The 26,960-nt window shown below is 73.3% G+C and carries 23 protein-coding genes, 1 tRNA gene and 1 pseudogene; 16 read left to right on the forward strand and 9 right to left on the reverse strand.

Annotation, left to right across the window (positions count from 1 at the left end; genetic code table 11):
• The first annotated feature begins 107 nt into the window (after positions 1–107).
• Positions 108–377 carry a hypothetical protein gene (locus tag LQU92_RS05880; protein WP_101852878.1) on the forward strand — a complete coding sequence of 90 codons (270 nt, stop codon included), beginning with the start codon at positions 108–110 and terminating at the stop codon, positions 375–377.
• A gap of 28 nt (positions 378–405) precedes the next feature.
• Here LQU92_RS05880 and LQU92_RS05885 read toward each other — a convergent pair whose 3' ends face one another.
• Complete coding sequence (locus tag LQU92_RS05885) at positions 406–828, reverse strand: NUDIX domain-containing protein (RefSeq protein ID WP_101852877.1); 423 nt, start codon at positions 826–828, stop codon at positions 406–408.
• 57 nt (positions 829–885) lie between these two features.
• Positions 886–1,770, reverse strand: a pseudogene (locus tag LQU92_RS05890) (DUF4031 domain-containing protein); the annotation flags it as partial.
• 62 nt (positions 1,771–1,832) lie between these two features.
• Between LQU92_RS05890 and LQU92_RS05895 the strand changes: the two are divergent.
• Positions 1,833–1,908 (forward strand) — tRNA-Arg (locus tag LQU92_RS05895).
• 63 nt (positions 1,909–1,971) lie between these two features.
• Here LQU92_RS05895 and LQU92_RS05900 read toward each other — a convergent pair.
• Positions 1,972–2,673 carry a hypothetical protein gene (locus LQU92_RS05900; protein ID WP_230778842.1) on the reverse strand — a complete coding sequence of 234 codons (702 nt, stop codon included), beginning with the start codon at positions 2,671–2,673 and terminating at the stop codon, positions 1,972–1,974.
• A gap of 252 nt (positions 2,674–2,925) precedes the next feature.
• On the opposite strand from LQU92_RS05900, the gene LQU92_RS05905 reads away from it, so the two are divergent.
• Positions 2,926–3,654, forward strand: coding sequence for an integrase (locus tag LQU92_RS05905; protein ID WP_230778846.1), 729 nt, complete (start codon positions 2,926–2,928; stop codon positions 3,652–3,654).
• 50 nt (positions 3,655–3,704) lie between these two features.
• Complete coding sequence (pcrA, locus tag LQU92_RS05910) at positions 3,705–6,158, forward strand: DNA helicase PcrA (RefSeq protein ID WP_230778849.1); 2,454 nt, start codon at positions 3,705–3,707, stop codon at positions 6,156–6,158.
• Between the two features lie 203 nt (positions 6,159–6,361).
• On the opposite strand, the gene LQU92_RS05915 is transcribed toward pcrA, so the two are convergent.
• Both LQU92_RS05915 and LQU92_RS05920 read right to left on the reverse strand, forming a co-directional pair.
• Entirely contained in the window at positions 6,362–7,810 is a 1,449-nt protein-coding gene (locus LQU92_RS05915) for a sugar porter family MFS transporter (protein ID WP_230778852.1), read from the reverse strand.
• Between the two features lie 369 nt (positions 7,811–8,179).
• Positions 8,180–8,932 (reverse strand): hypothetical protein, encoded by a 753-nt coding sequence (locus tag LQU92_RS05920; protein WP_058858200.1) that lies wholly within the window; start codon positions 8,930–8,932, stop codon positions 8,180–8,182.
• Positions 8,933–9,159: 227 nt separating this feature from the next.
• Here LQU92_RS05920 and sucC point away from each other — a divergent pair, with 227 nt between their 5' ends.
• Both sucC and sucD read left to right on the forward strand, forming a co-directional pair.
• On the forward strand, positions 9,160–10,329 hold the full coding sequence (sucC, locus tag LQU92_RS05925) for an ADP-forming succinate--CoA ligase subunit beta (RefSeq protein WP_058858201.1): 1,170 nt from the start codon (positions 9,160–9,162) through the stop codon (positions 10,327–10,329).
• A 32-nt stretch (positions 10,330–10,361) separates the two neighbouring features.
• Positions 10,362–11,279 (forward strand): succinate--CoA ligase subunit alpha, encoded by a 918-nt coding sequence (sucD, locus tag LQU92_RS05930; RefSeq protein ID WP_058858202.1) that lies wholly within the window; start codon positions 10,362–10,364, stop codon positions 11,277–11,279.
• Positions 11,280–11,374: 95 nt separating this feature from the next.
• Here sucD and LQU92_RS05935 read toward each other — a convergent pair whose 3' ends face one another.
• Positions 11,375–11,767, reverse strand: coding sequence for a tautomerase family protein (locus LQU92_RS05935; protein WP_230778854.1), 393 nt, complete (start codon positions 11,765–11,767; stop codon positions 11,375–11,377).
• A gap of 312 nt (positions 11,768–12,079) precedes the next feature.
• On the opposite strand from LQU92_RS05935, the gene LQU92_RS05940 reads away from it, so the two are divergent.
• From LQU92_RS05940 to LQU92_RS05970, 7 genes are all read left to right on the forward strand, one after another.
• Positions 12,080–13,039 (forward strand): sugar phosphate isomerase/epimerase, encoded by a 960-nt coding sequence (locus LQU92_RS05940; RefSeq protein WP_230778857.1) that lies wholly within the window; start codon positions 12,080–12,082, stop codon positions 13,037–13,039.
• Between the two features lie 28 nt (positions 13,040–13,067).
• Positions 13,068–13,985: a sugar phosphate isomerase/epimerase gene (locus LQU92_RS05945; RefSeq protein ID WP_101852869.1), complete on the forward strand. Its 918-nt coding sequence runs from the start codon at positions 13,068–13,070 to the stop codon at positions 13,983–13,985.
• Entirely contained in the window at positions 13,982–14,968 is a 987-nt protein-coding gene (gene iolC, locus LQU92_RS05950) for a 5-dehydro-2-deoxygluconokinase (RefSeq protein ID WP_101852868.1), read from the forward strand. The genes LQU92_RS05945 and iolC overlap by 4 nt, the downstream gene beginning before the upstream one ends.
• The gene (locus LQU92_RS05955; protein ID WP_101852867.1) at positions 14,965–15,903 is read left to right on the forward strand and encodes a deoxyribose-phosphate aldolase; all 939 of its coding nucleotides are present in this window, start codon (positions 14,965–14,967) and stop codon (positions 15,901–15,903) included. Before iolC ends, LQU92_RS05955 begins: the two co-directional genes overlap by 4 nt.
• Positions 15,900–17,849 carry a 3D-(3,5/4)-trihydroxycyclohexane-1,2-dione acylhydrolase (decyclizing) gene (gene iolD, locus LQU92_RS05960; protein ID WP_230778859.1) on the forward strand — a complete coding sequence of 650 codons (1,950 nt, stop codon included), beginning with the start codon at positions 15,900–15,902 and terminating at the stop codon, positions 17,847–17,849. Before LQU92_RS05955 ends, iolD begins: the two co-directional genes overlap by 4 nt.
• Before the next feature lie 11 nt (positions 17,850–17,860).
• Positions 17,861–19,381, forward strand: coding sequence for a CoA-acylating methylmalonate-semialdehyde dehydrogenase (locus LQU92_RS05965; protein WP_230778860.1), 1,521 nt, complete (start codon positions 17,861–17,863; stop codon positions 19,379–19,381).
• Positions 19,382–19,554: 173 nt separating this feature from the next.
• Positions 19,555–20,568, forward strand: coding sequence for a Gfo/Idh/MocA family protein (locus LQU92_RS05970; RefSeq protein WP_230778863.1), 1,014 nt, complete (start codon positions 19,555–19,557; stop codon positions 20,566–20,568).
• 62 nt (positions 20,569–20,630) lie between these two features.
• On the opposite strand, the gene LQU92_RS05975 is transcribed toward LQU92_RS05970, so the two are convergent.
• Positions 20,631–21,641: a LacI family DNA-binding transcriptional regulator gene (locus tag LQU92_RS05975; RefSeq protein WP_230778866.1), complete on the reverse strand. Its 1,011-nt coding sequence runs from the start codon at positions 21,639–21,641 to the stop codon at positions 20,631–20,633.
• A 148-nt stretch (positions 21,642–21,789) separates the two neighbouring features.
• Between LQU92_RS05975 and LQU92_RS05980 the strand changes: the two genes are divergently transcribed.
• Together LQU92_RS05980 and LQU92_RS05985 are read left to right on the forward strand one after the other, a co-directional pair.
• Positions 21,790–22,968, forward strand: coding sequence for a Gfo/Idh/MocA family protein (locus LQU92_RS05980; protein ID WP_230778869.1), 1,179 nt, complete (start codon positions 21,790–21,792; stop codon positions 22,966–22,968).
• Positions 22,965–23,972: a sugar phosphate isomerase/epimerase gene (locus LQU92_RS05985; RefSeq protein ID WP_230778885.1), complete on the forward strand. Its 1,008-nt coding sequence runs from the start codon at positions 22,965–22,967 to the stop codon at positions 23,970–23,972. The genes LQU92_RS05980 and LQU92_RS05985 overlap by 4 nt, the downstream gene beginning before the upstream one ends.
• A 67-nt stretch (positions 23,973–24,039) precedes the next feature.
• Here the strand turns inward: LQU92_RS05985 and iolB are convergent, their stop codons facing one another.
• Both iolB and LQU92_RS05995 read right to left on the reverse strand, forming a co-directional pair.
• The gene (gene iolB, locus LQU92_RS05990; RefSeq protein ID WP_230778919.1) at positions 24,040–24,957 is read right to left on the reverse strand and encodes a 5-deoxy-glucuronate isomerase; all 918 of its coding nucleotides are present in this window, start codon (positions 24,955–24,957) and stop codon (positions 24,040–24,042) included.
• 59 nt (positions 24,958–25,016) lie between these two features.
• Positions 25,017–25,757: a GntR family transcriptional regulator gene (locus LQU92_RS05995; protein ID WP_230778922.1), complete on the reverse strand. Its 741-nt coding sequence runs from the start codon at positions 25,755–25,757 to the stop codon at positions 25,017–25,019.
• A 193-nt stretch (positions 25,758–25,950) separates the two neighbouring features.
• Between LQU92_RS05995 and LQU92_RS06000 the strand changes: the two genes are divergently transcribed.
• Positions 25,951–26,958 carry a substrate-binding domain-containing protein gene (locus LQU92_RS06000; protein WP_230778925.1) on the forward strand — a complete coding sequence of 336 codons (1,008 nt, stop codon included), beginning with the start codon at positions 25,951–25,953 and terminating at the stop codon, positions 26,956–26,958.
• The last annotated feature ends 2 nt before the right edge of the window (positions 26,959–26,960 follow it).

Genomic DNA, 26,960 nt, shown 5'->3' on the forward strand with positions numbered 1-26,960 from the left:
CGTCCCGGCCGCTGCCCGATCTCCTCCGCAGCGGGGGAGCGGGCCGTCCCCGCGCGGCCGGGCCGGCAGCCGGGAGGCGGCCGGCGGGGGCCCCGTAGAATGGGGCCATGCCCACCGACTACCAGCGCAGCGCCCGCACCAGCCTCGACCGCGAGTACGCCTACATGGCGTGGGGGATGATGGCCGGCGCCGCGCCCGGGATCGTGGCCGGGCTCGTCGTGGCCGCGTTCGTGGGCCACGCCGCCATGTGGGTCTCCGTGCTCGGCGGCGTCGGGATCGTCCTCGGCCTCGTCGCCGGAATCCTCCTGCACCGTGCGCGCCACGGCCGCGGCGCCCAGGACCGGGCGGCGTCCCCGGAGCACCGCCCGCGCAGCTGACCCGGCGCGGTCGCGCGCAGCCCGGCGCTCAGCCGTGGGCGGGCGCGGCACCGCCCGGCGCGGCACGCCGGCGCAGGGCCGGCACCACGTGCTCCGCCAGCAGCGGCGCCAGGTCCTCCGGCAGCGCCGCCCCGAGCGGCAGCCGCCGCAGCTCCGCGATCTCCGCGAGCGGGCGCGGGCGCTGCCCCAGGGCCGCCGTGAAGACGGTGCAGCGCACCCACGTCGCGGCCTCGTTGGCCGCCGGGGCCGCGAACTCGCCCAGCGGCACCAGCTCCTCCGGGCGCACCCGCAGGCCGACCTCCTCGTGGGCCTCGCGCACCGCCGCCTGCACCGGGGTCTCGCCGGGCTCGAGCTTGCCGCCCACCAGCATGAAGCGGTCCGTGCCGCGCTTGCGCACCGTCAGCAGGGCGCCGTCGTCGTCGAGGAAGCACACGGCCGTGATCACGAGCACCGCGGCCCCCTCGGGGAACCCGCCCCCGGGCGCCGGCTCCGGGGCGCCGCGCAGCCGGGCGGTCTCGGCGGCCAGGTTGCGGGCCGCCGCGGCGGCCCAGCGCCGTCGCGCCGCCGCGGTGCGGTACAGCGGCCCGCCGGCGAGCAGGCCCTCCAGCACCCGGAGCCGGCCCGCGGCGAAGTCCGCCGCCGGCACGTGGGCGTACTCCTCGCGCACCGCCGCCGCATAGGCCGCATACTCCTGCGGGCTGCCGCCGAGCACCGCCAGGTCGGCGTCGAGCAGCAGCGCCCCCGCCGTGTCCCCGGGCTGCGCCCGGTGCCCGTCCGTCAGCAGGACCAGCCGCCGGGCCTCGGCCACCACCGCGTCGGGGAAGCGTGCGGCCGTCAGGCGCGCCCGGGCCAGCTCCGCGGACTCGCGCTCGTCCGCCCCGGCCCGCCCGCGGTGGACGGCGTCGTGGAACCAGGCCGCCAGCACGAGGGCGTCCTCCGTCCAGGGGGCGGGCAGGGGGGAGGCCTCCGGGACGAGCCGCTCGAGGGCCTCGAGCACCGCGAGCAGGTGGGCGGGGCCGTGGTAGCGCCGGTGCGGCTCGCCCCAGCGTGCCAGCAGCTCCGCGCCGAGGTCCGCGTGCCCGGGGAAGCGGGCGTCCCAGCGGCGGCGCAGCGTGCGCTCCAGCTTCTCCGGCCGGGAGCGGGCCGGCACCCGCAACCCGCTGCGCAGCAGCACCCGCGTCAGCTCCCGGCCGGTGACGGGAACGGCCCCGGCCGCGACGGCGTCGTCGTAGAGGCCCGCCCGCACGTCGTAGTGGTCCCGGTCGAAGGCGCGCCCCGGCACGCCCAGGCGGGAGGCGAACGCGTGCAGCTCGTCGTAGGAGGTGTCCGAGACCAGGTGCGAGAACCGGGTGCCGTGGGCGGGCCACAGCGGCGGGTCGATGTAGACGGGCATGCGACCGATCCTAGTGGCGGCGGTTCGCGGGCCCCGGGGCGAGACCCTAGACTGATCGGGTCGCCCTCGTAGCTCAGGGGATAGAGCACGGCTCTCCTAAAGCCGGTGTCGTTGGTTCGAATCCAATCGAGGGCACCACCGCGCACGGACGCCCCGGACCGCCACGGTCCGGGGCGTCCGTGCGCTCGGCGACCCGCGCGCTCAGCGGCCGGTCCGGGCCCCCGGCTCCTGGCCCCGGGGACCGGACAGGGGCGCGTCCCCGGCGCGGTCCCCGCCCGCGACGCGGGCCGACGCGCGGCGGCGCAGCCCCTCGGCGGCGGTCAGGGCCGTCACGGCGAGCAGCAGCACGAGCAGCACCCACCGTGCGAGAACGAGCAGGGAGGCCGTGGTCACCGCGGCGCCGTCCCCGGGGTCCGCGAGCGCGGCGTCGATCGCCGAGTTGCCGGCCAGGGAGACGCCCGCGAAGGCCAGCACGACCGCCGACCGGGTCCAGCGCCGGGCACGGGACGCCGTGTTGAGGGCCACGAACAGCAGCCACGCGAGGCCCACGAACAGCGGGGCGAGCAGCCCGGAGCTGCGGTGGATGCTCTCGTAGGCGGCGCGGCCCTCCTCGCCGAGGGACGCGGCCAGGGCCCGGGCGTGCTCCCGGTCGAACCCGCCCAGGGTCCACTCGGCCAGGGGCGTGCCGCCGGCGGCGGCCGCCGCGAACCCCGGCAGGATCCAGGCGTGGACCCACAGCCACAGCGCCGCGGCCACGGCCATGGTCGCGCCCACCACCAAGCCGGGGCTGGACCGGGGCGGGGCCGGGCGGGCGGGGACCTGCTCCCTCGCCCGCCCGCCGCCGGGGGCCCGGCCCGCCGCGTCCCCGTGCTTCCTGGCCTTCTGCGCTCTCGTCAGTCCCATGCGGCCATTATCGGCCCCGTCCCGGCCGCGGCACCCGGTCCGGCTGCGGCACCCGGTCCGGCCGCACCGGACGGGCGGTGCGCCCCGGGCCGCCCCCGGACGGCGGCGCGGCCCGGACCGGGCCTGTGGGCTCGGGCCGTGCCGGCCGGCCCGGGGGTAGGCTGGGGCCACCCGGTACGGTCGGCGCACCGGCCGGGGCGGTCCGGCCGAGGGCGGCCGGGTCCCGCCGAGGACGACACGGAGGTGCCCGTCATGGAACTGTCCATCGGACTCCCGGACGGCCTGCTGATGCGGCTGACCGAGGGCAACGTGCTCACGCTGTTCGAGAAGGACCACGAGACGGTCCGGCGGAGCGTGGACTGCTCCGTCCTCGGCGGCGAACCCATGGCGGACATGGTGTGGTCGCACAAGCTCTCGGCCGTGATCGTCGCGGTGCCCACGCTGCACCGGCTGTTCCGGTGGGACCCGTACACCGACGTGCTCTACGAGTTCGCCGGCACGGGGGAGCCCGGGCGGCGGGACGGCAAGGCGGCGCAGGCCAAGTTCGACACCCCGGTGTCCATCACCGAGGACGGCAACGGGACCCTGTGGCTGATCGACCGGGGGTCCTCGTCCCTGCGGTGCGTCGAGATCGACACCGACAAGCCCGACGGCGCCCCGCAGGTGTGCACGGTCGTCGGCCGGCGCGGTGCGGGCTTCGCCGACGGCCCCGCCGAGACGGCCCAGCTGGACCACCCCGAGGACCTGCAGATCCTCTACGACGGCTCGATCGTCGTCGCCGACACCGGCAACCACGCCATCCGTCACCTCGACCCCGCCTTCCGCGAGCTCGAGACCGTCTACGGCGGCCCGGACCGGACCCCGGGTCTCGACGACGACGACGTCGAGCTCTGCCGGCCCCGGCGGGTCACGGTCGCCGACTCGGAGCTGTGGGTCGAGGACGACAACGGCCGGCACCGCCTGGAGCTGCACTTCGTCTGAGCCGCCGGCCCGCGGAGGTGTCCCCGACCCTCGGTAGACTGTCGGGCACGATGGACTACCTCTTCGACAATCCCCTCCTGCCCTCCGCGCCCCCGGCCCCTCCGGCCGGCCCGCGGCCCGCCGCCGCCCCGGAGGCGCTCGTGGAGGGGCTCAACGAGCCCCAGCGGGCGGCCGTGGAGCACGCCGGCGGGCCCCTGCTGATCGTCGCGGGCGCCGGCTCCGGCAAGACCCGCGTGCTGACCCACCGGATCGCCCACCTCCTGGCCACCGGCCGGGCCCACCAGGGGCAGATCCTCGCGATCACGTTCACGAACAAGGCCGCGGCGGAGATGCGCGAGCGCGTCGTCGAGCTCGTGGGGGACTCGGCGCGGTCGATGTCGATCTCCACCTTCCACTCCTTCTGCGTGCGCGTGCTCCGGCGCGAGGCGGCGAGCGTGGGCCTGAAGTCGACGTTCTCCATCTATGACGCCGCCGACTCGCTGCGGCTGATCACGCTCGTGGCCCGCCAGCACGACCTCGACCCGAAGCGCTTCGCGCCCAAGAGCATCCAGCACCGCATCTCCGCGCTGAAGAACGAGCTGGTCGACGACGAGACGTTCCTGGCCCGCACCTCGGAGACGGACCCGTTCGAGAGCGCCGTCGCCCAGGTCTACCGCGGCTACACCGAGCGGCTGCGCGCGGCCAACGCGATGGACTTCGACGACCTCATCAGCCAGACCGTGCACATGTTCCGGGCCTTCCCGCAGGTCGCCGAGTACTACCGGCGCAAGTACCGGCACGTGCTCATCGACGAGTACCAGGACACCAACCACGCCCAGTACGCCCTGGTGCGCGAGCTCGTGGGCACCGCCGCCCCCGAGGGGCAGGGCGGGCCCGCCGCGGTGCCCCCCGCCGAGCTGACGGTGGTGGGCGACTCCGACCAGTCGATCTACGCGTTCCGCGGCGCGGACATCCGCAACATCGTCGACTTCGAGCAGGACTACCCCGAGGCGCGCACCATCCTGCTCGAGCAGAACTATCGCTCGACCCAGAACATCCTCACGGCAGCCAACGCCGTCATCGCCCAGAACAAGGGCCGCCGCGAGAAGCGGCTGTGGACCGCCTCCGGGGACGGGGAGAAGATCGTCGGCTACGCCGCCGAGAACGAGCACGAGGAGGCCCGCTTCATCGCCGAGGAGATCGACCGGCTCCAGGACGAGGACGGCTACCGGCCCGGCGACGTCGCCGTGTTCTACCGCACCAACGCCCAGTCGCGCTCGCTCGAGGAGATCCTCATGCGCGTGGGCCTGCCCTACAAGGTCGTGGGCGGCACCCGCTTCTACGAGCGCAAGGAGATCAAGGACGCCCTGTCCTACCTGCGCGCGGTCGTCAACCCCGACGACGACGTCAACGTCCGCCGCATCGTCAACGAGCCCAAGCGCGGGATCGGCGACCGCGCCGAGGGGGCGGTCGTGGCCCTCGCGGACCGGGAGCGGATCTCCTTCATGGCCGCCCTGCGCCGCGCCGACGAGGCCCCCGGACTGGCCACGCGCTCGCTGAACGCGGTGCGCTCCTTCGCCCAGCTCATGGACGACCTCGCGACCGTGGCCGAGAGCTCGGGCGCGGCGACCGTCCTCGAGGCCGTCCTCGAGCAGTCCGGCTACCTGGCTGCGCTGCGCGGGTCCTCCGACCCCCAGGACGAGTCCCGGGTGGAGAACCTCGCCGAGCTCGTCGCGGTGGTCCGGGAGTTCGAGCGGGACAACCCGGACGCCGGGCTCGCCGAGTTCCTCGAGCACGTCTCCCTCGTGGCCGACGCCGACCAGATCCCCAGCAGGCCGCCGGCGCCGGGGACCGAGGGCGGGCCCAGTGCCGAGCAGATCGCGGCCGAGGTCGCCGAGGCCCGCGCACAGGGGGTCGTGACCCTGATGACCCTGCACACGGCCAAGGGCCTCGAGTTCCCGGTGGTCTTCCTCACCGGCCTGGAGCACGGGCTGTTCCCGCACCAGCGCTCCCTCACCGACGAGAAGGAGATGGAGGAGGAGCGGCGGCTCGCCTACGTGGGCCTGACCCGCGCCCGCGAGCGGCTCTACCTCACCCGCTCCGAGTTCCGCTCGATGTGGGGCCAGTCGCAGTACAACCCGGCCAGCCCGTTCCTCGACGAGATCCCCGCCGGGCTCGTGGACTGGAAGCGCGAGGGCGCCGCGGCCGCGCCGTCGTGGGGCTCGGCGGTCCACGGCGGCCAGCGCCGCGACCCGATGCGCGGGTCCTACTGGGGGGCCGCCGCGTCCGCGAACGCGGCGTTCGAGCGGATGGCCCCGCCCCGGGGCAGCGCCGCCGGGCGGGTCCAGCCCAACAAGGAGATCCCCTCCCTGGCGGTGGGGGACACGGTCGAGCACACCACCTTCGGGAAGGGCACCGTGGTCTCCGTGGAGGGCGCCGGGGACAAGACCGTGGCGAAGGTGCGCTTCGGGGCCGAGGAGAAGCGGCTGCTGCTGCGCTACGCCCCGCTGACCAAGGTCGGCTGACCGGGGCCGGCCCGCGGACGCGGCCCGTCCGACCTGCTCCCGCGCCCCGTCGCGGGAGCACCGCAGCACGGGGGCGCCCCGGTGCGGGCGCGGCCCCGGTGCGGCGCAGCGCGGCCGCGGAGCATCCCGGTCACGGCGCGGCCCCGGCCGGGGTGCTCCGGGAGGAGCGCCCCGGCCGGGGCCGCGCCGGCCGCCGGCGAGGATCAGGAGCGGGCCTTGACCTGGTAGATCGCTCCGGTGGAGACGTCCTCCTCGAGGGCCTCGAGCGTGCGCCCGCGGGTCTCCGGGACCTGCGTGGCCACGAAGATCAGGGCCAGGACGCCGACGCCGGCGAAGAGGAAGAACGTGCCGGTGATGCCCACGGCGTCGACCAGGGACGGGAAGTACAGCGAGAGCACGCCGTTGGCGACCCACAGCGCGAAGATGGAGACCCCGATCCCGAACCCGCGCATGTGCAGCGGGAAGACCTCGGAGAGGTAGACCCACACGGCGACGTTGAGGAAGGTCTGCATCGACCCGACGAACGCGACCACGAGGGCGAGGATCACGAAGGGCCGCAGCGGGTTGCCCTCCTCGAGGACCACGGAGGCGATGCCGATCAGCAGGTGGCAGGTGGTCGTGAGGCTGAAGCCGATGACGAACGTCTTGCGCCGGTCCAGCCGGTCCATCATCGCCAGGGCGATGAAGCCGCCGACCACGGCGATCACGCCGGGGGCGATGTTGGCGATCAGCGCGGCGCTGGCGCTGAAGCCCGACTCGATGAGCACGATCTGGCCGTAGTACATGATGGAGTTGATGCCGGTCAGCTGCTGGGCGATGCCCAGGCCGATGCCGACGAGCATGATGCGGATCAGCCACTTGTTGCGCAGGACGGCACCCAGCCCGATCCGGTTCTCGGCGCTCTCCTCCTCGGCGACGTGCTCGACCTCGCCGAGCTCGGCGACCGCCCGCTCCTCCGAGCGGACCGACCTGAGCACCTCGAGGGCCTCCTCGTGGCGGCCCTTCTCCACGAGCCAGCGCGGGGACTCGGGCATGCGCAGCATCCCGACGAACAGCGCCACGGCCGGCAGCGCGGAGATCGCGAACATGTACCGCCACACGCTGGGGTGGTCGATGAAGACGTTGCCGATGATCGCGTTGATCACGAACGCGGAGAGCTGGCCGATCACGATCGCCACCTCGTTGCGCCCGGCGATCGAGCCGCGGATCTCGTAGGGCGCCAGCTCGGCGAGGAAGACGGGCACCACCGCCGAGGCGCCGCCCACGGCGAGGCCCAGGCAGACGCGGCCCGCCACGAGGACCTCGTAGTTGGGGGTGAGGACGACGATCATCGTCCCCACGAAGAACAGGACGGCGAGCAGGAGGATCGTCCGGCGCCGGCCCCACGCGTCGGAGATGCGCCCACCGCTCAGGGCGCCGACGGCCGCGGCGAAGACCAGCGAGCTGGTGACCACGCCCTCGGTGAAGGGGGTGAGGCCCAGCTCTTCCGTCATGGGCCGCAGCGCACCGTTGATGACGCCGGTGTCGTAGCCGAAGAGCAGGCCGCCGAAGCAGGCGACGATCGAGATGAGACCCAGGCGCTTGCGGTACGGGCCGGGCGTCAGGGGCGGAAGCGCGGCGGCTTCCCCGTGGGCTGATGACGTGGTGGCCATCGGGAGCTCCTTCGTTCGTGCGCGGCCGCCCGGGGCGGCTCGGCGCGCTTCACGCCGACGGGATGTCGGCTCGGGACGACGTCGTGGAGGTGACGTGCGTCTCAACAGGCATGTAGCTATGTTAGGACAAATTTGTGAGGTGCAACACCCCGCCGTGTCACGAACCGTGGACACGGCGTCTCCGCGGCGGGAACGGGGGCGGGGCCGGGGGCCGCCCCGGCCGGAGCGCCGCGGGCCGGCGCGGGTGCGGGCCGGGACGGTGGTGCGGGGGAGGCGGTGATCCGGACGGGGCCCGGACCGGCCCTGAGCGGGGCCCGCACGGGAGGGTGCACCGCCGAGAGACCGCGGCGCCCCGCCGGGGCGGCCCGCTCAGACGAAGAGGAGCACGGCCACGGTCGCCGGCGCGGTCCAGCGCAGCGAGCGGCCCGTGAGGTTGTGGACGGCCCCCAGCAGCGTGCAGCACACCAGTGCCGTCGCCGCCGAGGCCACCCCGCCCAGCAGCAGGCCCGACAGGGCCAGCAGCACGCCCAGCACGAGCCCGCCGACCGGCGCGCGGCGGACGGTGCGGGAGGGCCACCGCAGCTCCGCGGCCCGCTGCACGCACGTGAGCACGAGCGCGAAGAGCAGGCAGCGGCCCACGTGGTAGGCGGCGAAGCCGACCATCGCCAGCCACGCCCCGGCCCCGTAGGCGGTGTAGAGGTCGAGGTAGAGCTGCACGGGCGGCACCCGCCACTGCCCGACCAGGAAGACCGGCAGGATCACGCCCAGCAGCACGGCCGCGACGAACAGCACCAGCGCCGTGGTCGCCGTGCTCGTCGCCCGCGGGTCGGGCAGGGCGAGCTCGGCGCCGTCCTCCGGCGTCGTGGGGTCCGCCGCCCGGTGGCGCAGCCACGCGACCAGCCCGCGGTGCACGAGCACCCACGCGGCGCCCAGTCCCAGCCACGCCAGGACCTGCCAGGCCAGGGGGTAGACCCACGGGATCTCGCCGGTCAGCGTGAGCACCGTGCCGTCGACCACCGCCTCGAGCGCCGTGGCGAGCAGGGCCAGGGTGGCGATCGAGACGAGGAAGCCGGCGTCGGCCGGCGCGAACGCCCGGTTCTCGGGCTGGTCGGCAGGACTCATGGGTCCAGTCAATCAAGAAACCGGCACCACCACGCGCGCGCCCCCGGTTGGGGGCGCGGAATCGGCATGCACTACAGTCTCGTACGGGAGTGCGGCGGCCCGGGACGCACGTGCCGGGCCCGCCCGGCGGGCCGCCCCGCGCTCTGTTCACCATCCGGTCGGTGCGCATCCGGGTCCCCACCCGGGCCGTGTCCGACGCACGACTTCGACGAAGAAGGACAACACCCGTGGACCTGTTCGAATACCAGGCACGCGACCTGTTCGAGAAGCACGGCGTGCCCGTGCTCCAGGGCATCGTCGCCACCACCCCGGAAGAGGCCAAGGCCGCCGCCGAGAAGATCGGCGGCGTCACGGTCGTCAAGGCGCAGGTCAAGGTCGGCGGCCGCGGCAAGGCCGGTGGCGTCAAGGTCGCCAAGACGGCCGACGAGGCCTACGAGCACGCCCAGCAGATCCTCGGCATGGACATCAAGGGCCACACCGTCCACCGCGTGATGATCGCCCAGGGCGCGGACATCGCCGAGGAGTACTACTTCTCCATCCTGCTCGACCGCGCCAACCGCTCCTACCTGGCCATGTGCTCGGTCGAGGGCGGCATGGAGATCGAGCAGCTCGCCGTCGAGCGCCCCGAGGCCCTCGCCCGGGTCGAGGTCGTCCCCACCGAGGGCATCACCGAGGCCAAGGCCCAGGAGATCGTGCGCGAGGCGAAGTTCGACGACGAGACCGCCGCCAAGGTCGTTCCCGTCCTCGTGAAGCTGTGGGACGTCTTCAAGAAGGAGGACGCGACCCTCGTCGAGGTCAACCCGCTGGTCAAGACCGGCGCCGGCGACATCGTCGCCCTCGACGGCAAGGTCTCCCTCGACGAGAACGCCGAGTTCCGCCAGCCCGACCACGCCGCGCTCGCCGACAAGTCCAGCGCCGACCCGCTGGAGGAGAAGGCCAAGGAGCACGACCTCAACTACGTCAAGCTCGACGGCGAGGTCGGCATCATCGGCAACGGCGCGGGCCTGGTCATGTCCACCCTCGACGTGGTCGCCTACGCCGGCGAGAAGCACGGCGACGTCAAGCCCGCCAACTTCCTCGACATCGGCGGCGGCGCCTCCGCCGAGGTCATGGCCGCGGGCCTGGACGTCATCCTCAACGACCCGCAGGTCAAGTCCGTCTTCGTCAACGTCTTCGGCGGCATCACCGCGTGCGACGCCGTGGCCAACGGCATCGTCAAGGCCCTGGAGATCCTCGGCGACGAGGCGAACAAGCCGCTCGTGGTGCGCCTGGACGGCAACAACGTCGAGGAGGGCCGCCGCATCCTCTCGGAGGCGGCCCACCCGCTGGTCACCCTCGCGGAGACCATGGACCAGGGCGCCGACAAGGCCGCCGAGCTGGCCCAGTCCGCCCAGTAATCCCGCCGACCACAACTGAGGAACGAACAGCAATGGCTATCTTTTTGAACAAGGACTCCAAGGTCATCGTTCAGGGCATCACCGGCGGCGAGGGCACCAAGCACACCGCGCGCATGCTCGCGGCGGGCACCCAGGTCATGGGCGGCGTCAACGCCCGCAAGGCCGGGACCACCGTCTCCCACCAGGACAAGGACGGCAACGCCGTCGAGCTGCCCGTCTTCGGCACCGTCGCCGAGGCCGTCGAGAAGACCGGCGCGGACGTCTCCATCGTCTTCGTGCCGCCGGCCTTCACCAAGGACGCCGTCATCGAGGCCGTCGACGCCGGGGTCCCGCTCGTCGTCGTGATCACCGAGGGCATCCCCGTCCAGGACTCCGCCGAGTTCTGGGCCTACGCCAAGTCGCGCACCGACGAGAACGGCAAGCAGGTCACCCGCATCATCGGGCCGAACTGCCCCGGCATCATCACCCCGGGCGAGTCCCTCGTGGGCATCACCCCGGCGAACATCACGGGCAAGGGCAAGATCGGGCTGGTCTCCAAGTCCGGCACCCTGACCTACCAGATGATGTACGAGCTGCGCGACATCGGGTTCTCCACCGCCATCGGCATCGGCGGCGACCCGGTCATCGGCACCACCCACATCGACGCCCTCGAGGCGTTCGAGGCGGACCCCGAGACCGAGGCCATCGTGATGATCGGCGAGATCGGCGGCGACGCCGAGGAGCGCGCCGCGGACTTCATCAAGGCCAACGTCACCAAGCCGGTCGTCGGCTACGTCGCCGGCTTCACCGCCCCGGAGGGCAAGACCATGGGCCACGCCGGCGCCATCGTCTCCGGGTCCTCGGGCACGGCCCAGGCCAAGAAGGAGGCCCTCGAGGCCGTGGGCGTGAAGGTCGGCAAGACCCCGTCCGAGACCGCCCAGCTGATGCGGGAGATCTTCGAGGCCAAGTGACCCCGTGACGCTCCCGCCGGCCCCGTGCCGGCCGGAGCGGCAGCACGAAGGGCCCCGTCCGCGCCGCGGACGGGGCCCTTCCGCGTCCCCGGGCGTCAGAGGCGGCCCTCGAGGAACTGGGCCTGCCCCTCGCCGAAGGACCAGTCGGCGCGGGTGTTCGCGCTCACGGCCACGATCAGGTCCTGCGGGTCCAGCCCGGTGCGCTCGCGCAGCCGCTCGGCCAGGGCCCGGTAGACGGCCTGCTTCTGCGCCTCGTCGCGGCCCTGCTGGAGGATCTGGACGACGACGACGTCCTCGGTGCGGGTGTAGCCCAGCCCGGTGTCCTCGGCGATGATCAGGCCGGGCCGGTGCTCGGTGATGATCTGGTAGCGGTCGCGGGCGGGGGCGGCGAAGGTCTCGAGCATCACGTCCTGCACGGCGTCGGCCAGCTCGCGGAGCTGCTCGGGGGTGCGGCGGTGCTCGATGACGTCGATGCGCACGAGGGGCATGGCGGTCCTTCCGGGAAGGGGAGCGGGGTGCCACCACGGTGGCACCCCGGACGCCGATATGTCAATACATTCTGACAATATGCGAAAGACCTTGCGCCCCTTCCCGTGCCGGACCCGCCCGCCGGTGGTCGTGCGTCCTGTCGGCCGGTCCGGCGGGGCGGCGGCCCGGACGCCCCGCTTGGACATAATGTCTTTACAAACTGACGTGGATGCGTATCCTGGTTGTGACGCGGACCACGGTTCCTTCCCGGGCGGTCCGCTCCGCACCCCTCGGGGCGCGGGTCCCGCACGACGATCAGGAAGCAGGTCACCATGGCGCAGCAGCACGCGGCCACCGCCCCCGCCCCGGCGGGGGAGCAGGCCGAGAACCCCGTCCTCATCGGCACCGCCCCGGACTCCTGGGGCGTCTGGTTCGCCGACGACCCGAAGCAGACCCCGTGGCAGCGCTTCCTCGACGAGGTCGTCGAGGCCGGCTACTCCTGGATCGAGCTGGGCCCCTACGGCTACCTGCCGACCGACCCCGCGCACCTGGCGGACGAGCTCGGTCAGCGCGGGCTGAAGGTCTCCGCCGGGACGGTGTTCACCGCCTTCCACCGCGGCGCCGACCAGTGGGAGGAGGCCTGGGAGCCCGCCCGCCGGGTGGCCCAGCTGACCGCCGCGATGGGCGGCGAGCACATCGTCGTCATCCCCGCCATGTGGCGCGACGACGTCACAGGGGAGGCCGTGGAGGACGAGCACCTGAGCGCCGAGCAGTGGCAGGCCCTGTGCGCCGGCCACGACCGGCTCGGCAAGGTGCTGCGCGAGGAGTACGGGCTGCAGCAGCAGTTCCACTCCCACGCCGACTCCCACGTGTGCGGCCAGCCCGACATCGAGACGTTCCTGCAGCGCACCGACCCCGAGCTGGTCACCCTGTGCCTGGACACCGGGCACGCCGAGTACGGCGGGGCCTCCTCCGTGGACCTGATCCGCAAGTACCCCGAGCGCATCGGCTACCTGCACCTGAAGCAGATCGACCCCGTGGTCCTGGAGCGGGTCCGCCGCGAGAACCTCACCTGGGCCGCCGCGAACCTCGCCGGCGTCATGGTCGAGCCGCCCGCCGGCCTGCCCGACCTCGCCGCGGTCGTCGCCGAGGTCGAGAAGCTCGGCCGGCCGGTCTTCGGCATCGTGGAGCAGGACATGTACCCCGTCTCCTCCTTCGACGTCCCGCTGCCCATCGCCACGCGCACCCGCTCCTACCTCACCGGCTGCGGCTCCCGCACCCGCGTCCGCTGAGGCCCCGCCCCGACCCCGGAGGAACGAGATGAAGATCGCCCTCGACCCGACGCCCTTCCACCACACGCACTCCCTGCTGGAGTTCCCGGCGCTGGCCCGCGAGCTCGGCTACGACCACCTGCAGCTGACCCCCCACCCGGACTTCCTGCCCTTCTTCAACCACCCCAAGGCCGACGACCGCCTCGTCGCCGACCTGCGCCGGGCCTGCCGCGACGCCGGGGTGCAGATCGCCTCCGTGCTGCCCGTGCTGCGCTGGTCCGCCCCGGACCCGGACGCCCGCGAGGCCGCCGTGCGCTACTGGAAGCGGGCCATCCGGATGACCGTGGACCTCGGCGTGCAGCAGATGAACACCGAGTTCCAGGGCCGGCCCGAGCTGGCCGAGGAGTCCGAGCGCGCCTTCTACCGCTCGATGGAGGAGCTGCTGCCGATCATCGAGCGCGAGGGCGTCCACATCGCGATCGACCCCCACCCCGACGACTTCGTGGAGCAGGGCCTGGCCGCCTGGCGGGTGATCCGCGGCGTGAACTCCCCGCACCTGGGCTTCGTCTACGTCGCCCCCCACACCTTCCACATGGCCGACGAGCCCCTCGAGATCATGCGCACGGTCGGCGACCGGATCCGCGTGGTGCACGTGGCCGACAGCATGGACCACCGCCGCTCGCACGGGCTGCGCTACATCACCAACCCGCCCGGCAGCCCGGCCCGCGTCCACCAGCACCTGCGGATCGGCGACGGCGACGTCGACTGGGACGAGTTCTTCGGCGGTCTCGCCGAGACCGGCTTCCTCGACCGCGAGGAGACGGTGATGGTCTCCTCGGTCTTCGCCGAGAACGAGAACGCGGTGGCGGTCTCCCGCTACCAGCTCGAGCAGATGACGGAGCGCGCCGAGGCCGCCCGGAGCGCCGCCCGGTCCCGCGGCACGCAGAAGGAGGAGGTGCGGGCATGAGCCACGACGTCGTGACCATGGGGCGCATCAGCGTCGACATCTACCCCAACGAGATCGGGGTGGGCCTCGAGGACGTCACCAGCTTCGGGAAGTACCTCGGCGGCTCGCCGGCCAACGTCGCCGTCGCCGCGGCGCGCCACGGCGAGTCGGCGGCGCTGATCAGCCGCACCGGCGAGGACCCCTTCGGCACCTACCTGCACCGGGAGCTCGTGCGCTACGGGGTGGACGACACGTTCGTCACCCCCGTGCCCGGGCTCCAGACCCCGGCGACCTTCTGCGCGATCATGCCGCCGGAGGACTTCCCGCTGTACTTCTACGGCCGCTTCCCCACGGCCCCGGACCTGCAGATCCGGCCCGAGGAGATCGACACCGCGACCGTGCGCGACGCCCGGATCCTGTGGTCGACCGTCACGGGCCTGTGCCAGGAGCCCTCCCGCTCGGCGCAGCTGGCCGCCCACGCCGCCCGCCCGCGCGAGCAGCTGCGCCCCGACCAGCACACGGTCCTCGACCTCGACTACCGCCCGATGTTCTGGGCCTCCGAGGAGGAGGCCCGGGAGCAGGTCCACGAGCTGCTCCGGCACGTGAGCATCGCCATCGGCAACGACAAGGAGTGCGCCGTGGCCGTGGGGGAGGGCACCCCCGACGAGCAGGCCGACCGGCTGCTCGAGGCCGGGGTGCGCATCGCCGTGGTCAAGCTCGGCCCCGAGGGCGTCATGGCCAAGACCCGCGAGGAGCGCGTGGTCTCCGCCCCCGTGCCCGTCGAGACCGTCAACGGCCTCGGCGCCGGCGACTCCTTCGGCGGGGCGTTCTGCCACGGCCTCAACCAGGGCTGGCCCCTCGAGCAGGTCCTGGACTACGCCAACGCCGCCGGTGCCATCGTCGCCTCCCGGATCTCCTGCTCGGACGCGATGCCCACCCCCGACGAGGTCTTCCAGCTGCTGCGCGAGCGCGGCCGCGCCGTTCCCGAAGGAGCCACCCGATGAGCACCACCGAGATCGAGGTCGGCACGACCGCCGACCCCCGCCGCTACGAGCACCTCAGCCGCATCCGGCTCGAGGACCCCCGGGCGGTGCAGCGGGCGGCCGACTCCCGGCGCCGCCACCCCGGGCTCGTCTACGGCCGGCAGAACTTCATCGTCGCCGCCGACCACCCCGCCCGCGGGGCCCTCACCGTCCGCGGGGACGAGCGCGCGATGGCCGACCGCCGGGACCTGCTCGACCGGCTGCTCGTCGCGCTGGCCAACCCCCGCGTGGACGGCGTGCTCGCGTCCCCGGACGTGCTGGACGACCTGCTGCTGCTCGGGGCCCTGGACGGCAAGCTCGTCTTCGGGTCCATGAACCGCGGCGGGCTGCCCGGGCTGGTCAACGAGATCGACGACCGCTTCACCGGTCACACCGCCGACGCGCTGGACCGCATCGGCGCCGACGGCGGCAAGATGCTCACCCGCATCTGCTTCGAGGACCCGCACACGACCTCCGTCCTGGAGGCCACCGCCCAGGCCGTGGACGCCCTCTCCCGGCTCGGCCTCGTGGCCATGGTCGAGCCCTTCATCTCCCGGACCACCGACCGCGGGATCGTCAACGACCTCTCCGCCGACGCCGTGATCCGCTCCGTGGCCATCGCCCAGGGCCTCGGCGGGTCCTCCGCCCACACGTGGATGAAGCTGCCCGTGGTCGGGGAGATGGAGCGGGTCATGGCCGCCACGACCCTGCCCACGGTGCTGCTGGGCGGCGACCCGTCCGGTGAGCCCGAGGAGGTCTTCGCGACCTGGGCCGCCGCGCTCGCCCTGCCCGGCGTGCAGGGCCTGACGGTCGGGCGGACCCTGCTCTACCCCGAGGACGGCGACGTCGCCGGGGCCGTGGCCACCGCCGCGTCGCTGCTGAAGGGCCACCCGGCCCAGGAAGGAGTCGCTCGATGAGCACCCGAACCCTCTCCGTCTCCCAGGCGCTCGTGGAGTTCCTGGCCAACCAGTGGACGGTCGACCGCGTGGGCGGCACCGAGCACCGGGAACGGACGATCCCCGGGATGTTCGGCATCTTCGGCCACGGCAACGTGGCCGGCGTCGGGCAGGCGCTCAAGCAGTACCAGGCGAGCGACCCCCGGCTGATGCCCTACTACCAGGGCCGCAACGAGCAGGCGCAGGTCCACCAGGCCGTCGGCTGGGCCCGGCACACCCGGCGCCGCTCCACCTTCGCGGTGAGCACCTCGATCGGCCCCGGCGCGACCAACATGGTCACCGGCGCCGCCCTGGCGACCACCAACCGGCTGCCGGCGCTGCTGCTGCCCTCCGACCAGTTCGCGTCCCGCGCCCCCGACCCCGTGCTCCAGCAGCTCGAGCGCCCCGACGCCGGGGACCTGACGGTCAACGACGTCTTCCGCCCGGTCTCCCGGTTCTTCGACCGGGTCTGGCGGCCCGAGCAGCTGTTCTCCGCGCTGCTCAACGGGATGCGCGTGCTCACCGACCCGGCCGAGACCGGTGCGGTGACCATCGCCCTGCCCCAGGACGTGCAGGCCGAGACGCTCGAGGTGCCCGAGGAGTTCCTCGCCCCGCGGGAGTGGCGGATCCGCCGCCCCGCCCCGGAGGAGGAGGACGTCCGCGCGGCCGTCGCCGCGATCCGGGCCGCCGAGCGGCCCGTCGTGATCGCCGGCGGCGGGGTGCACTACGCCTTCGCGACCGAGGCGCTGCGAGAGTTCGCCGAGACCACCGGCATCCCCGTGGCCTACACCCAGGCCGGGGTCGGCGTGCTCGACTGGGACCACCCCCGGTGCCTGGGCGCGGTGGGCTCCACCGGGTCCACCGCCGCGAACGCCGTGGTGGCGGAAGCGGACCTCGTGATCGGCATCGGAACCCGCTACGAGGACTTCACCACCGCCTCCCGCACCGCCTTCCAGCACCCCGGGGTGCGCTTCCTCAACATCAACGTGGCCGCGTTCGACGCCCACAAGCTCGGCACCTCCCTGCCGGTCGTCGCCGACGCCCGCAAGGCCCTCGTCGAGCTGACGAAGGCACTCGGCGGGTACCGGGTCGGCGCGGACCTCGCCGAGACCGTCGCGACCGAGAAGCGGCGCTGGGACGGGATCGTCGACGACGCCTTCGGCGACCGGCACGAGCCGCTGCCCAGCCAGAACGAGATCATCGGCGCCGTCAACGGGGCCATGGCCGAGCGCGACGTCGTCATCTGCGCCGCCGGCTCCCTGCCCGGGGACCTGCACAAGATGTGGCGGGTCAAGGACCCGTACGGCTACCACGTCGAGTACGCCTACTCCTGCATGGGCTACGAGATCGCCGGCGGCCTGGGCGTCAAGCGCGCGGCACTGGCCGAGGCCGCCCGCGACGGCCAGGACCCGCGCGACGTCGTCGTCATGGTCGGGGACGGGTCGTACCTGATGATGCACACCGAGCTCGTCACGGCCGTGGCCGAGGGCCTCAAGCTCGTGGTCGTGCTCATCCAGAACCACGGCTACGCCTCGATCGGGGCGCTGTCCGAGCAGCTGGGCTCCCAGCGCTTCGGCACGAGGTACCGCTACCTCGACGAGGACCGGCACAGCTTCGACGACGGCTCGACGCTGCCGATCGACCTGGCCACCAACGCCGAGTCCCTGGGGGTGCGCGTCCTGCGCGTCGAGCCCGGGGAGGGCGTGATCGACCGGCTCGCCGAGGCCGTCGCGCAGGCCAAGGCCGCCCCCGAGGGCTCCGGGCCGGTGCTCGTGCACGTCGAGTCCGACCCGCTGATCGACGCCCCCAGCTCCGAGTCCTGGTGGGACGTGCCCGTCACGGCCACCGCCGAGCTGGACTCCACGAACGAGGCCTACGCGCTCTACCAGCAGCACAAGTCCCGGCAGCGCCCGCTGCTCGGGAACTGAAGGAGGATCCCATGACCCAGCAGATCGAGACGACCCAGCAGATCGAGCACTTCATCGCCGGGGCCCGCACCGCCGGCTCCGGGCAGCGCACCCAGGAGGTGTACAACCCCGCGACCGGGGAGGCCACCGGTGTGCTGCACCTGGCCGACCGCGAGGACCTCGAGCGCGCCGTCTCGGCCGCCCGTGCGGCGGCCGACTCGTGGGGGGAGATGTCCCTGGCCCGGCGCACGGCGGTGCTGTTCCGGTTCCGCGAGCTGGTGGCCGCCCACACGGACGAGCTGGCCGCCCTGATCACCGCCGAGCACGGCAAGGTCCTCTCCGACGCCAAGGGCGAGGTGGGCCGCGGCCTGGAGGTGGTCGAGTTCGCCTGCGGGATCGCCGAGCAGCTCAAGGGCGAGTTCTCCGACCAGTTCTCCACCGGCATCGACGTCTACTCCTTCCGCCAGCCGCTAGGCGTGGTCGCCGGGATCACCCCGTTCAACTTCCCCGTGATGGTGCCGCTGTGGATGGCCCCGGTCGCGATCGCCACCGGCAACGCGTTCATCCTCAAGCCCTCCGAGCGCGACCCCTCCCCGTCGCTGCTGCTGGCCGAGCTGTGGCAGCGGGCCGGACTGCCCGACGGCGTCTTCCAGGTGCTGCACGGGGACAAGGAGACGGTCGACGGGCTGCTCACCCACCCCGAGGTCGACGCCATCTCCTTCGTGGGCTCCACCCCGATCGCCAAGTACGTCCACGAGACCGCCACGAAGCACGGCAAGCGCGTCCAGGCCCTGGGCGGGGCGAAGAACCACGCCGTGGTCCTGCCCGACGCGGACATGGACATCGCCGCCGACAACATCAACGCCGCGGCCTTCGGCTCCGCCGGGGAGCGCTGCATGGCGATCTCCGTGGCCGTGGCCGTGGGCGAGGCCGCCGACCTGCTCGTGGACAAGCTCGCCGAGCGCGCCCGGGGCATCCGCGTCGGCAACGGCACGGATGCCTCCTCGGAGATGGGCCCGGTGATCACCCCGGCCTCCAAGGAGCGGATCCGCCGGATCGTCACCGCCGCGGAGGAGGACGGCGCGGCCGTGGTCGTCGACGGCCGCGACCTGATCGTCGAGGACCACGAGAACGGATTCTTCGTGGGCCCGACCGTGATCGACCGGGTGCGCCAGGACATGACGGCCTACGAGGAGGAGATCTTCGGCCCCGTGCTCGCGGTGCTGCGGGTCGACAGCCTCGAGGAGGCCGTCGAGGTCATCAACGCCAACCCCTACGGCAACGGCACGGCGATCTTCACCTCCTCGGGGGCCTACGCCCGCCAGTTCAAGCGGCAGGTCACCGTGGGCATGATTGGGGTCAACGTCCCGATCCCCGTGCCCGTCGCCTGGCACTCCTTCGGCGGCTGGAAGGACTCGCTGTTCGGCGACCACCACATCTACGGCCCGGACGGGGTGCGCTTCTACACCCGCGGCAAGGCCGTGACCGAGCGCTGGCCCGAGCCCCACCACGCCTCCGGCGCCTCCTTCGCCTTCCCCTCGTCCTCCGACTGAGACCCGCGGAGCCCAGGACGTCCCCGTCGCCGTGCGGCGGGGACGTCCTCGTCCACGATTGTCTTTACATGAGGACAAGAGACGCTAGGCTGGGGCGCAGCGCCTGTGACGGGCACCACGACCGATCGACCACCCATCCCCGCCGCACCGGCGGGACGGAAGGAGCACCTCCCATGAACGCACCGCTGCGCATCGCCGTCGTCGGCGCCGGCCGCATGGGCGCCGACCACATCGAGCGCCTCCACCGGCGCATCGCCGGCGCCGAGGTGGCCGCCGTCGTCGACATCGACCGCCCCCGCGCGGAGGCCGCCGTGGCCCACATCCCCGGCGCGGTCACCCACACCGACTTCCAGGAGGTCCTGGACCGGGACGACATCGACGCCGCGCTGCTCGCGACCCCCGGCTTCCTGCACGAGCAGGTGCTGCTGCCGGCCCTCGAGAAGGGGCTGCCGGTGCTGTGCGAGAAGCCCCTGACCCCCGACGCCGAGTCCTCGTGGCGCGTCGTGCAGGCCGAGGTCGCCGCCGGGCGCAAGCTCGTCCAGGTCGGCTTCATGCGCCGCTTCGACACCGGCTACCTCGCCCTGCGCCGGATGATCGAGGAGAAGACCTACGGCGAGCTGCTGACCCTGCACCACCAGCACCGCAACCCCACCACCCCGGCCGGGTTCACCAACGAGATGATCATCAACGACTCGGTGGTGCACGAGTTCGACGCCGTGCGCTTCTTCACCGGCGAGGAGATCGTCAGCGTCCAGGTCCGGATCGGGCGCTCGACCCGCAACGCGCCCGAGGGCCAGCGCGACCCGCAGCTGGTGCTCATGGAGACCGAGTCCGGCGTCCTCGCCCAGGTCGAGGCCTACGTCAACGCCCGCTTCGGCTACCAGGTCTCCACCCAGGCCTCGTTCGAGACCGGTGTGGTCGGCATCGGCGGCGACCAGGAACCCTACGTGCGCACCGAGGGCCACTGGGGCGGATCGGTCACCCCCGGCTTCGAGGAGCGCTTCGCCGAGGCCTACGACCGCGAGATCCAGGCGTGGGTGGAGGCGACCGCCCGCGGCGAGATCGGCGGGCCCTCCGCGTGGGACGGCTACGCCACCGCGGCGTGCTGCGAGGCCGGCGTGCGGGCCCAGTCCTCCGGGGAGACGGTCCCCGTCCACCTCGAGGCCAGGCCCTCCCTCTACGCCTGAGCGCGGCCGGGGGTGCGGGGCCGTGCGGCCCCGCACCCCCGGACCCTCCCCGCCCCCGGCCCTCAGCGGGCCGGGGGCGGCGCCGTGGTGCGCCGCAGCACCAGCCGGGGCTCGAGCAGCAGGCTCCGCCCGGCGGGCGGCTCCCCGCCGATGCGGGCCAGCAGGCGCTGCGCGGCCGCCGTCCCGATCGCGGCGTTGCGGCTGTCGACCGTGCTCAGCTCCAGCAGGTGGGTCGCGGCGACCGGGGAGTCGTCGTAGCCGATCACCGACAGGTCCGCGGGCACGCGCAGACCGCGCTCGCGGGCCGCGGCCAGCGCGCCCATCGCCATGGTGTCGTTGGCCGCGAACAGGGCGGTCAGCCCCGGGTGCGCATCGAGCAGCCGGCCCGCGGCGACCCACCCGTCCTCCTCCGTGGTCGTGCCCGCACCGGCCGCCGTGCGTGCGGCCGCCCCCGCCGCCGCGGCGGCGGCCGCGAAGCCCTCCGCCCGCAGCCGCGCGGCACCGCCGCCGCCGGTGAGGTGGCCGATCTCCCGGTGCCCGAGCTCCAGCAGGTGCCCGGTGGCCAGGCGGGCCCCGCCCCGGTCGTCGTTGGCCACCACGTCCGCCCCCGGCACCTCCCGGTCGCGGTGGCCGGCCACGACGACCGGCAGGTCCTCCGGCACGCGCATGGCCGCGCTCGGCTCGGTCGCGAGCACCAGCCCGTCGGCGCGCATCGACAGGAAGCCCTCCAGCGGGCTCGCCCCGACGTGGGCGTTGAGGGTGTGGTCGGCGACCGCGATCCGCAGCCCGTGCGGAGCCAGCCCCTCCTGCAGCCCGCGCAGCAGCTCGACGAACCACTGGTTGCGGTAGTCGTCGATGAGCACGCCGACCGTGCGGGCGGTGGCCCCGGCCAGGGCGGCGGCCGCCTGGCTGGGGCGGTAGTCCAGCCGCGCCATGGCCTCGAGCACCGCGGTGCGCCGCGCGTCCGAGACGTTCGGGGACCCGCGCAGGACCAGGGAGACCAGCGACTTCGAGACACCGGCGGCGCGGGCGACGTCGTAGATGGTCGGGGCCCGCCCCGTGCGACCGCTCATCCGGTCCTCCTCGTCGAAATTGTCCTGACAAACCTCTTGACGAGGTTCCGTGCTCGATCCTACCGTGGTTTGGAGCGCTCCAAAGTGAGCTGCCGCACAGGCGCCCGATTCCGCGGCGACCTCTGTCCCCGTCTCCCCAGGAGGAACAGTGACCGACAGCATCGGCATCGCCGTCATCGGCGCCGGCATGGCCGGGCAGGCCCACGCGGCCGCCTACCGCGTGGCCCCCACGCTCTACGACCCCGTCCTGCCCCCGCTGCGCTACGTCGCCGTCGGCGACGTCAACGAGCAGCTCGGCCGGCACGTGGCCCGCCGCTACGGCTACGAGAAGGCCGTGGGCGCCTGGGAGGCGATTGCCGAGGACCCTGCCGTCGACGTGGTCAGTGTCGTGATCGCCAACCGCTTCCACCGCCAGGTCGTGGAGGGACTGCTCGAGGCGGGCAAGCACGTGCTGTGCGAGAAGCCGCTCAGCGACACCCTCGACGATGCCCGCGCCATGGCCCGGACCGCCGAGCAGGCAGAGTCCATCGCCCGGATCGGCTTCACCTTCCGCCGCACCCCCGGCATCGCCGCCATCCGCGACCTGATCCAGGACGGCACCCTTGGCAAGGTGCTGCACTTCAGCGGCCGCTACTGGACCGACTACGGGTTCAACCCGAAGGCTCCCATGAGCTGGCGCTACAAGGGCGGGCCCGGCACCGGCGCCCTGGCCGACGTCGGCAGCCACCTCTCCTACGTCGCGGAGTTCCTCTGCGGGGACATCGCCTCTGTCTCCGGCGGACAGCTGGCCACCACCATCACCGAACGCCCCCTGCCGGTGGGTGCGGTGACCGGCCACCACCTGGTGGAGGTCAGCGACACCTGCGAGCCGGTGGAGAACGACGACTACGCCGCCTTCTGCGCCGAGTTCGCCCAGGGCGCCGGCAGTCTGGAGGTCTCCCGGGTGGCGGCCGGGCACCCCAACACGCTGACGTTCGAGGTGTTCTGCGAGAAGGGCGCGGCCCGGTTCAACCAGCTCCGCCCGTCCGAGATCGAGCTGTACCTGCACGAGGGGCCGGACGCCGTCAACGGCTACCGCACCGTCACCCTCGGCCCTCAGCACCCCTATCTCGGCGGCGGGCTGGCCATGGACGCCCCGGGGGTGGGCTTCGGCCAGAACGACGCCTTCGGCTACCAGGCCCGCGCGTTCCTGGAAGAGGTCGCCGGCCTGGGCGAGGACGTCTCGCTGCCGCGCAACGCGTCCTTCGCCGAGGGCGTGCACAACATGGAAGTTCTCGAGGCCGCCGTGGAGTCGGCCACCAACCACGGAAAGAAGGTCCTCCTGTGAAGCTCGGCGTCTACAGCGCGATCCTGCACGACCGCCCCCTGCCCGAGGCCCTGGAGGTCGTCGCGGACCTGGGGCTGACCGGCATCGAGATCAACACCGGCGGGTTCCTGCCGGCCGTCCACGTCCCGGACATGGATCAGATCCTGGAGAGCGACGCGGCCCGCGACGACTACCTGGGCCTCTTCGAGGGCACCGGGGTCTCGATCGCCGGCCTGAACTGCAACGGCAACCCGCTGCACCCCAAGCGGGCCATCGGCGAGAAGCACGCCGAGGACGTCCGCCGCTCCATCCGGCTGGCCGCCCGCCTGGGCCAGGACCGGGTGGTGACCATGTCCGGGCTGCCCGGCGGGGAGCCCGGGGCCACCGTGCCCAACTGGATCGTCAACGCCTGGAACTCCGCGGCCCTCGACGTGCTGGACCACCAGTGGGGGATCGTCGCCGACTTCTGGCGGGAGACCGACCGGCTGGCCGCCGACCACGGCGTCAAGGTGGCCCTGGAGCTGCACCCGCAGAACGTCGTGTTCAACACCGCCGACGTCCGCAAGCTCATCGAGCTCACCGGGGCCACCCATGTGGGGGTGGAGCTCGACGCGTCCCACCTGTTCTGGCAGCAGATGGACCCGGTCGCCGTCGTCCGCGAGCTCGGCCCGCTGGTCCTCCACGCCGCCGCCAAGGACGTGCGGATCAACCGGGAGAACGCCGCGCTCTACGGGGTGCTGGACAACAGCTTCCGCCGCCTCCCGCCCGAGGAGGAGCGCACCAACCTGGGCGGCGACGAGTGGGCCAACGAGTGGCCGAAGAACTCCGCGTGGGACTTCGTGGCCCTGGGCCGCGGCCACGACACCGCGTACTGGACGGAGTTCCTCGCCGCCCTGCAGGAGGTCGACCCCGACATGGCGGTGAACATCGAGCACGAGGACACCTCCCTCGGGCGGATCGAGGGTCTCGAGATCGCCGCGGCGGTCCTCAAGGACGCCGCCGCGGCCCTCGAGGCCCGCGGCTGAACGTCCCCGGAACCGGCTGCGGCCCCGCCCACCGGGGCGGGGCCGCAGCCGGTTCCGGACCGTGCGCTCAGCGGCCGAAGGGCAGCCGCGGATCGATCTCCGCCTCGTCCCAGGACCGGCGGACCCAGCCGTGGTGCGGGTCGTCGCTGATCAGCCACTCCCGCACCCGGCCCGGGCCGGCCATGACGTTGAGGTAGTACAGGTCGTAGCCCGGGGCCGCCATCGCGGGGCCGTGCCAGCCGTAGGGCACGAGGACGACGTCGCCCGAGCGCACCTCCGCGCTGACGTCGATCGGCCGCTCGTCCGAGGCGTAGACCCGCTGGTAGCCCATGGGGTCCGCCCCCTCCGGGCCCGGGCCGGGGACGTCCTCGGCCACGCGGGTCTCGAAGTAGTAGATCTCCTCGAGGGCGGTCTCGCCCTCCTTCTCCTCGTCGTGCTTGTGCGGCGGGTAGGACGACCAGTTCCCCGCGGGGGTGAGCACCTCGCACACGATGAACCGGTCCGCCTCCAGGGCCGCGGGCGTGCCGAAGTTGTGCACCTGCCGCGAGCAGGTGCCGGCCCCGCGCAGCTCCACGGGGATCTCCTCGCGCCGCAGGTGCCGGGGCGGGTGCTCCGCCTTCGCGGGGGCCGAGGCCACGGCCACCCGACCGCCCTCCTCGGCGATCACCGTCAGATCGGTGCGCACGCCGGTGTAGAGCACGTCCGTGGGCCCGGCGAAGACCGAGGGCCGGCCCTGCAGGGCGTAGGTGGTCCCGCCCGAGTCCACGCGGAAGGAGCCCGACAGCGGCACGACGATGCGCTCCTCCGCCACGGCGTCCAGGGCCAGGCCCTCGCCCGGGCCCAGGTCGGCCACCCGCAGGCCGGTGTGGGCCCACCCCGGCACCTCGGTGGGGGAGTCGTGCCCGCCCAGGGAGACGAACCAGCCTCCGTGGGCGGCGGAGCCCTTCGGGTAGACCCACTCGGGGCGTGCGGACGTGTCGGTCATGGGATCCTCCTGCGTCTCGGGTGCTCGTGCGTTTCCGGTGGGCCCGGCCGGGCCCGGCCTCAGTGCTGGACCAGGGTCAGCTCGAAGCTGTACTTGTCCCCGCGGTAGAGGTGGTTGCCCGTCTCCACGGGCCGGCCGACGTCGTCGAGCGCGGTGCGGGTCATGGACACCAGCGCCGCGCCGGGCTCCACGCCCAGCAGCGCGGCCTGCTCCTCGTCGGCGGCGACGGCGCCGACCCGCTGGTGGGCCAGCTGGAAGGTCACGCCCTGCGCGCGCATCAGTGCGTACAGGCCGTCCTGCTCCAGGCGCTCGCGGTCGAGCTCGCACCGGGAGCACGGCACCCAGTTCTCCATCAGGGCCAGCGGCTCGCCGTCGGTGCTGCGCACCCGGCGCAGGTGGTAGACCTCGTCGCCGGGGCTCAGCCCGAGCAGCCGCGCGGTCTCCTCGTCGGCCGGCACGCGGTCGAGGTCCAGGACGGCCGTGGTGGGGGAGCCCCCGCTGCTGCGCAGGTCGTCGTGGAGGCTGGACAGCTCGAGCGAGCGGCGGACCTGGCTGCCCACGACCTGGGTGCCCACGCCGCGCTTGCGCACCAGCAGCCCGGCCCGCACCAGCTGGTCCATGGCCTTGCGCATCGTGGGGCGGGAGAGGTTGAGCCGGTTGGCGAGGTCGATCTCGTTGTCCAGCTTCGTCCCCGGCGGCAGCTCGCCGGTGCGGATGGCGTCCTCCAGGGCCTGGGCCACCTGGTGGTACAGGGGCACGGGGGAGTTCTTGTCGACGGCGAGTCGGAGCGGTGCGGCCACGGGGTCCTCCAGCGGGTTTCGGGCGTCGTGCCGGCGGGCGGCGCTGGGTCCAGCGTAACGCGCGGAACGATCTTGTCGTTATGTCCATACATTCTATTGACATTTGTGAGCTGTGTCACTCACCATGATCCGCAGGCGGTACGGCCGAGGAGCGCACAGCGGCGCGGGGCCCCGCCACGAGAGGAGAATCCCCATGAACCAGCGACGGACCATCCGTGCCCGGCGGCGGCTCGCCGCGGCGGCCCTGCTCGTCCCGGCCCTGGCCCTGACGGCCTGCTCGAGCGAGGGTGGCCGCACGGAGGCGCAGGGTGGTGGCGAGGGCGGCGGGGAGGTCGCCTCGACCGAGCGGATGAAGGTCGCCATGGTCACCCACGCGGTCCCGGGCGACACCTTCTGGGACCGGATCCGTGCGGGGGCCGAGGAGGCCGCGGCCAAGGACAACGTCGAGTTCCTCTACGCCTCCGACCCCGAGGGCGGACGCCAGGCGCAGCTCGTCCAGCAGTACATCGACCAGGACGTCGACGGCATCGCCGTCACGGCCGCCAAGCCCGACGCCCTGCGGGACGTGCTGGGCCGGGCCGAGGACGCCGGCATCCCCGTGGTCACCCTCAACGCGGGCGAGCAGGAGTTCGCCGAGCTCGGCGCCTTCGCGCACTTCGGCTCCGACGAGCAGCTCGCCGGGCGCACCGCGGGCGAGCGCCTCGCGGAGGAGGGCGTGCAGCACCCCGTCTGCGTGATCCAGGAGCAGGGCCACGTGGGCCTCGAGGCCCGCTGCGCGGGCGTGAAGGAGGCGCTGCCGGAGACCGAGGTCCTCTACGTCCAGGGCACCGACATGACCCAGGTCGCCTCGACGGCCACCGCCAAGCTGCAGTCCTCCCAGGAGGCCGACGCGATCATCGGTCTCGGCGCGCCCTTCACCATGACGCTGCTCGACGCCAAGGCGGACGCCGGCAGCGACGTGACGGTCGCCTCCTTCGACCTCAACGGCGACCTGGCCCAGGCGATCGTGGACGGCGACGTGCTGTTCACCGTCGACCAGCAGCCGTGGCTGCAGGGCTACCTCTCCGTCGACGCCCTGTGGCAGGACCACCGCGGCGCCTTCCGGATCGGCGGCGGGCAGCCGACCCTGACCGGCCCGGCGATCGTCGACCAGGACAACGCCGAGCAGGTCCTCCAGTACGCGGAGGAGGGCATCCGCTGAGC

This window comes from Kocuria sp. LUK, assembly GCF_021012935.1.
GTDB lineage: Bacteria > Actinomycetota > Actinomycetes > Actinomycetales > Micrococcaceae > Kocuria > Kocuria flava.

Bases quoted from the DNA above. Each gene is read 5' to 3' on its own strand.
- LQU92_RS05900 (WP_230778842.1), bottom strand. From the start codon at position 2,673: ATGGGACTGACGAGAGCGCAGAAGGCCAGGAAGCACGGGGACGCGGCG.
- LQU92_RS05880 (WP_101852878.1), top strand. From the start codon at position 108: ATGCCCACCGACTACCAGCGCAGCGCCCGCACCAGCCTCGACCGCGAG.
- LQU92_RS05955 (WP_101852867.1), top strand. From the start codon at position 14,965: ATGAGCACCACCGAGATCGAGGTCGGCACGACCGCCGACCCCCGCCGC.
- iolB (WP_230778919.1), bottom strand. From the start codon at position 24,957: ATGACCGACACGTCCGCACGCCCCGAGTGGGTCTACCCGAAGGGCTCC.
- LQU92_RS05975 (WP_230778866.1), bottom strand. From the start codon at position 21,641: ATGAGCGGTCGCACGGGGCGGGCCCCGACCATCTACGACGTCGCCCGC.
- sucD (WP_058858202.1), top strand. From the start codon at position 10,362: ATGGCTATCTTTTTGAACAAGGACTCCAAGGTCATCGTTCAGGGCATC.
- LQU92_RS05920 (WP_058858200.1), bottom strand. From the start codon at position 8,932: ATGAGTCCTGCCGACCAGCCCGAGAACCGGGCGTTCGCGCCGGCCGAC.
- LQU92_RS05965 (WP_230778860.1), top strand. From the start codon at position 17,861: ATGACCCAGCAGATCGAGACGACCCAGCAGATCGAGCACTTCATCGCC.
- pcrA (WP_230778849.1), top strand. From the start codon at position 3,705: ATGGACTACCTCTTCGACAATCCCCTCCTGCCCTCCGCGCCCCCGGCC.
- iolC (WP_101852868.1), top strand. From the start codon at position 13,982: ATGAGCCACGACGTCGTGACCATGGGGCGCATCAGCGTCGACATCTAC.
- LQU92_RS05935 (WP_230778854.1), bottom strand. From the start codon at position 11,767: ATGCCCCTCGTGCGCATCGACGTCATCGAGCACCGCCGCACCCCCGAG.
- iolD (WP_230778859.1), top strand. From the start codon at position 15,900: ATGAGCACCCGAACCCTCTCCGTCTCCCAGGCGCTCGTGGAGTTCCTG.
- LQU92_RS05915 (WP_230778852.1), bottom strand. From the start codon at position 7,810: ATGGCCACCACGTCATCAGCCCACGGGGAAGCCGCCGCGCTTCCGCCC.
- LQU92_RS05945 (WP_101852869.1), top strand. From the start codon at position 13,068: ATGAAGATCGCCCTCGACCCGACGCCCTTCCACCACACGCACTCCCTG.
- LQU92_RS05940 (WP_230778857.1), top strand. From the start codon at position 12,080: ATGGCGCAGCAGCACGCGGCCACCGCCCCCGCCCCGGCGGGGGAGCAG.
- LQU92_RS05905 (WP_230778846.1), top strand. From the start codon at position 2,926: ATGGAACTGTCCATCGGACTCCCGGACGGCCTGCTGATGCGGCTGACC.
- LQU92_RS05970 (WP_230778863.1), top strand. From the start codon at position 19,555: ATGAACGCACCGCTGCGCATCGCCGTCGTCGGCGCCGGCCGCATGGGC.
- LQU92_RS06000 (WP_230778925.1), top strand. From the start codon at position 25,951: ATGAACCAGCGACGGACCATCCGTGCCCGGCGGCGGCTCGCCGCGGCG.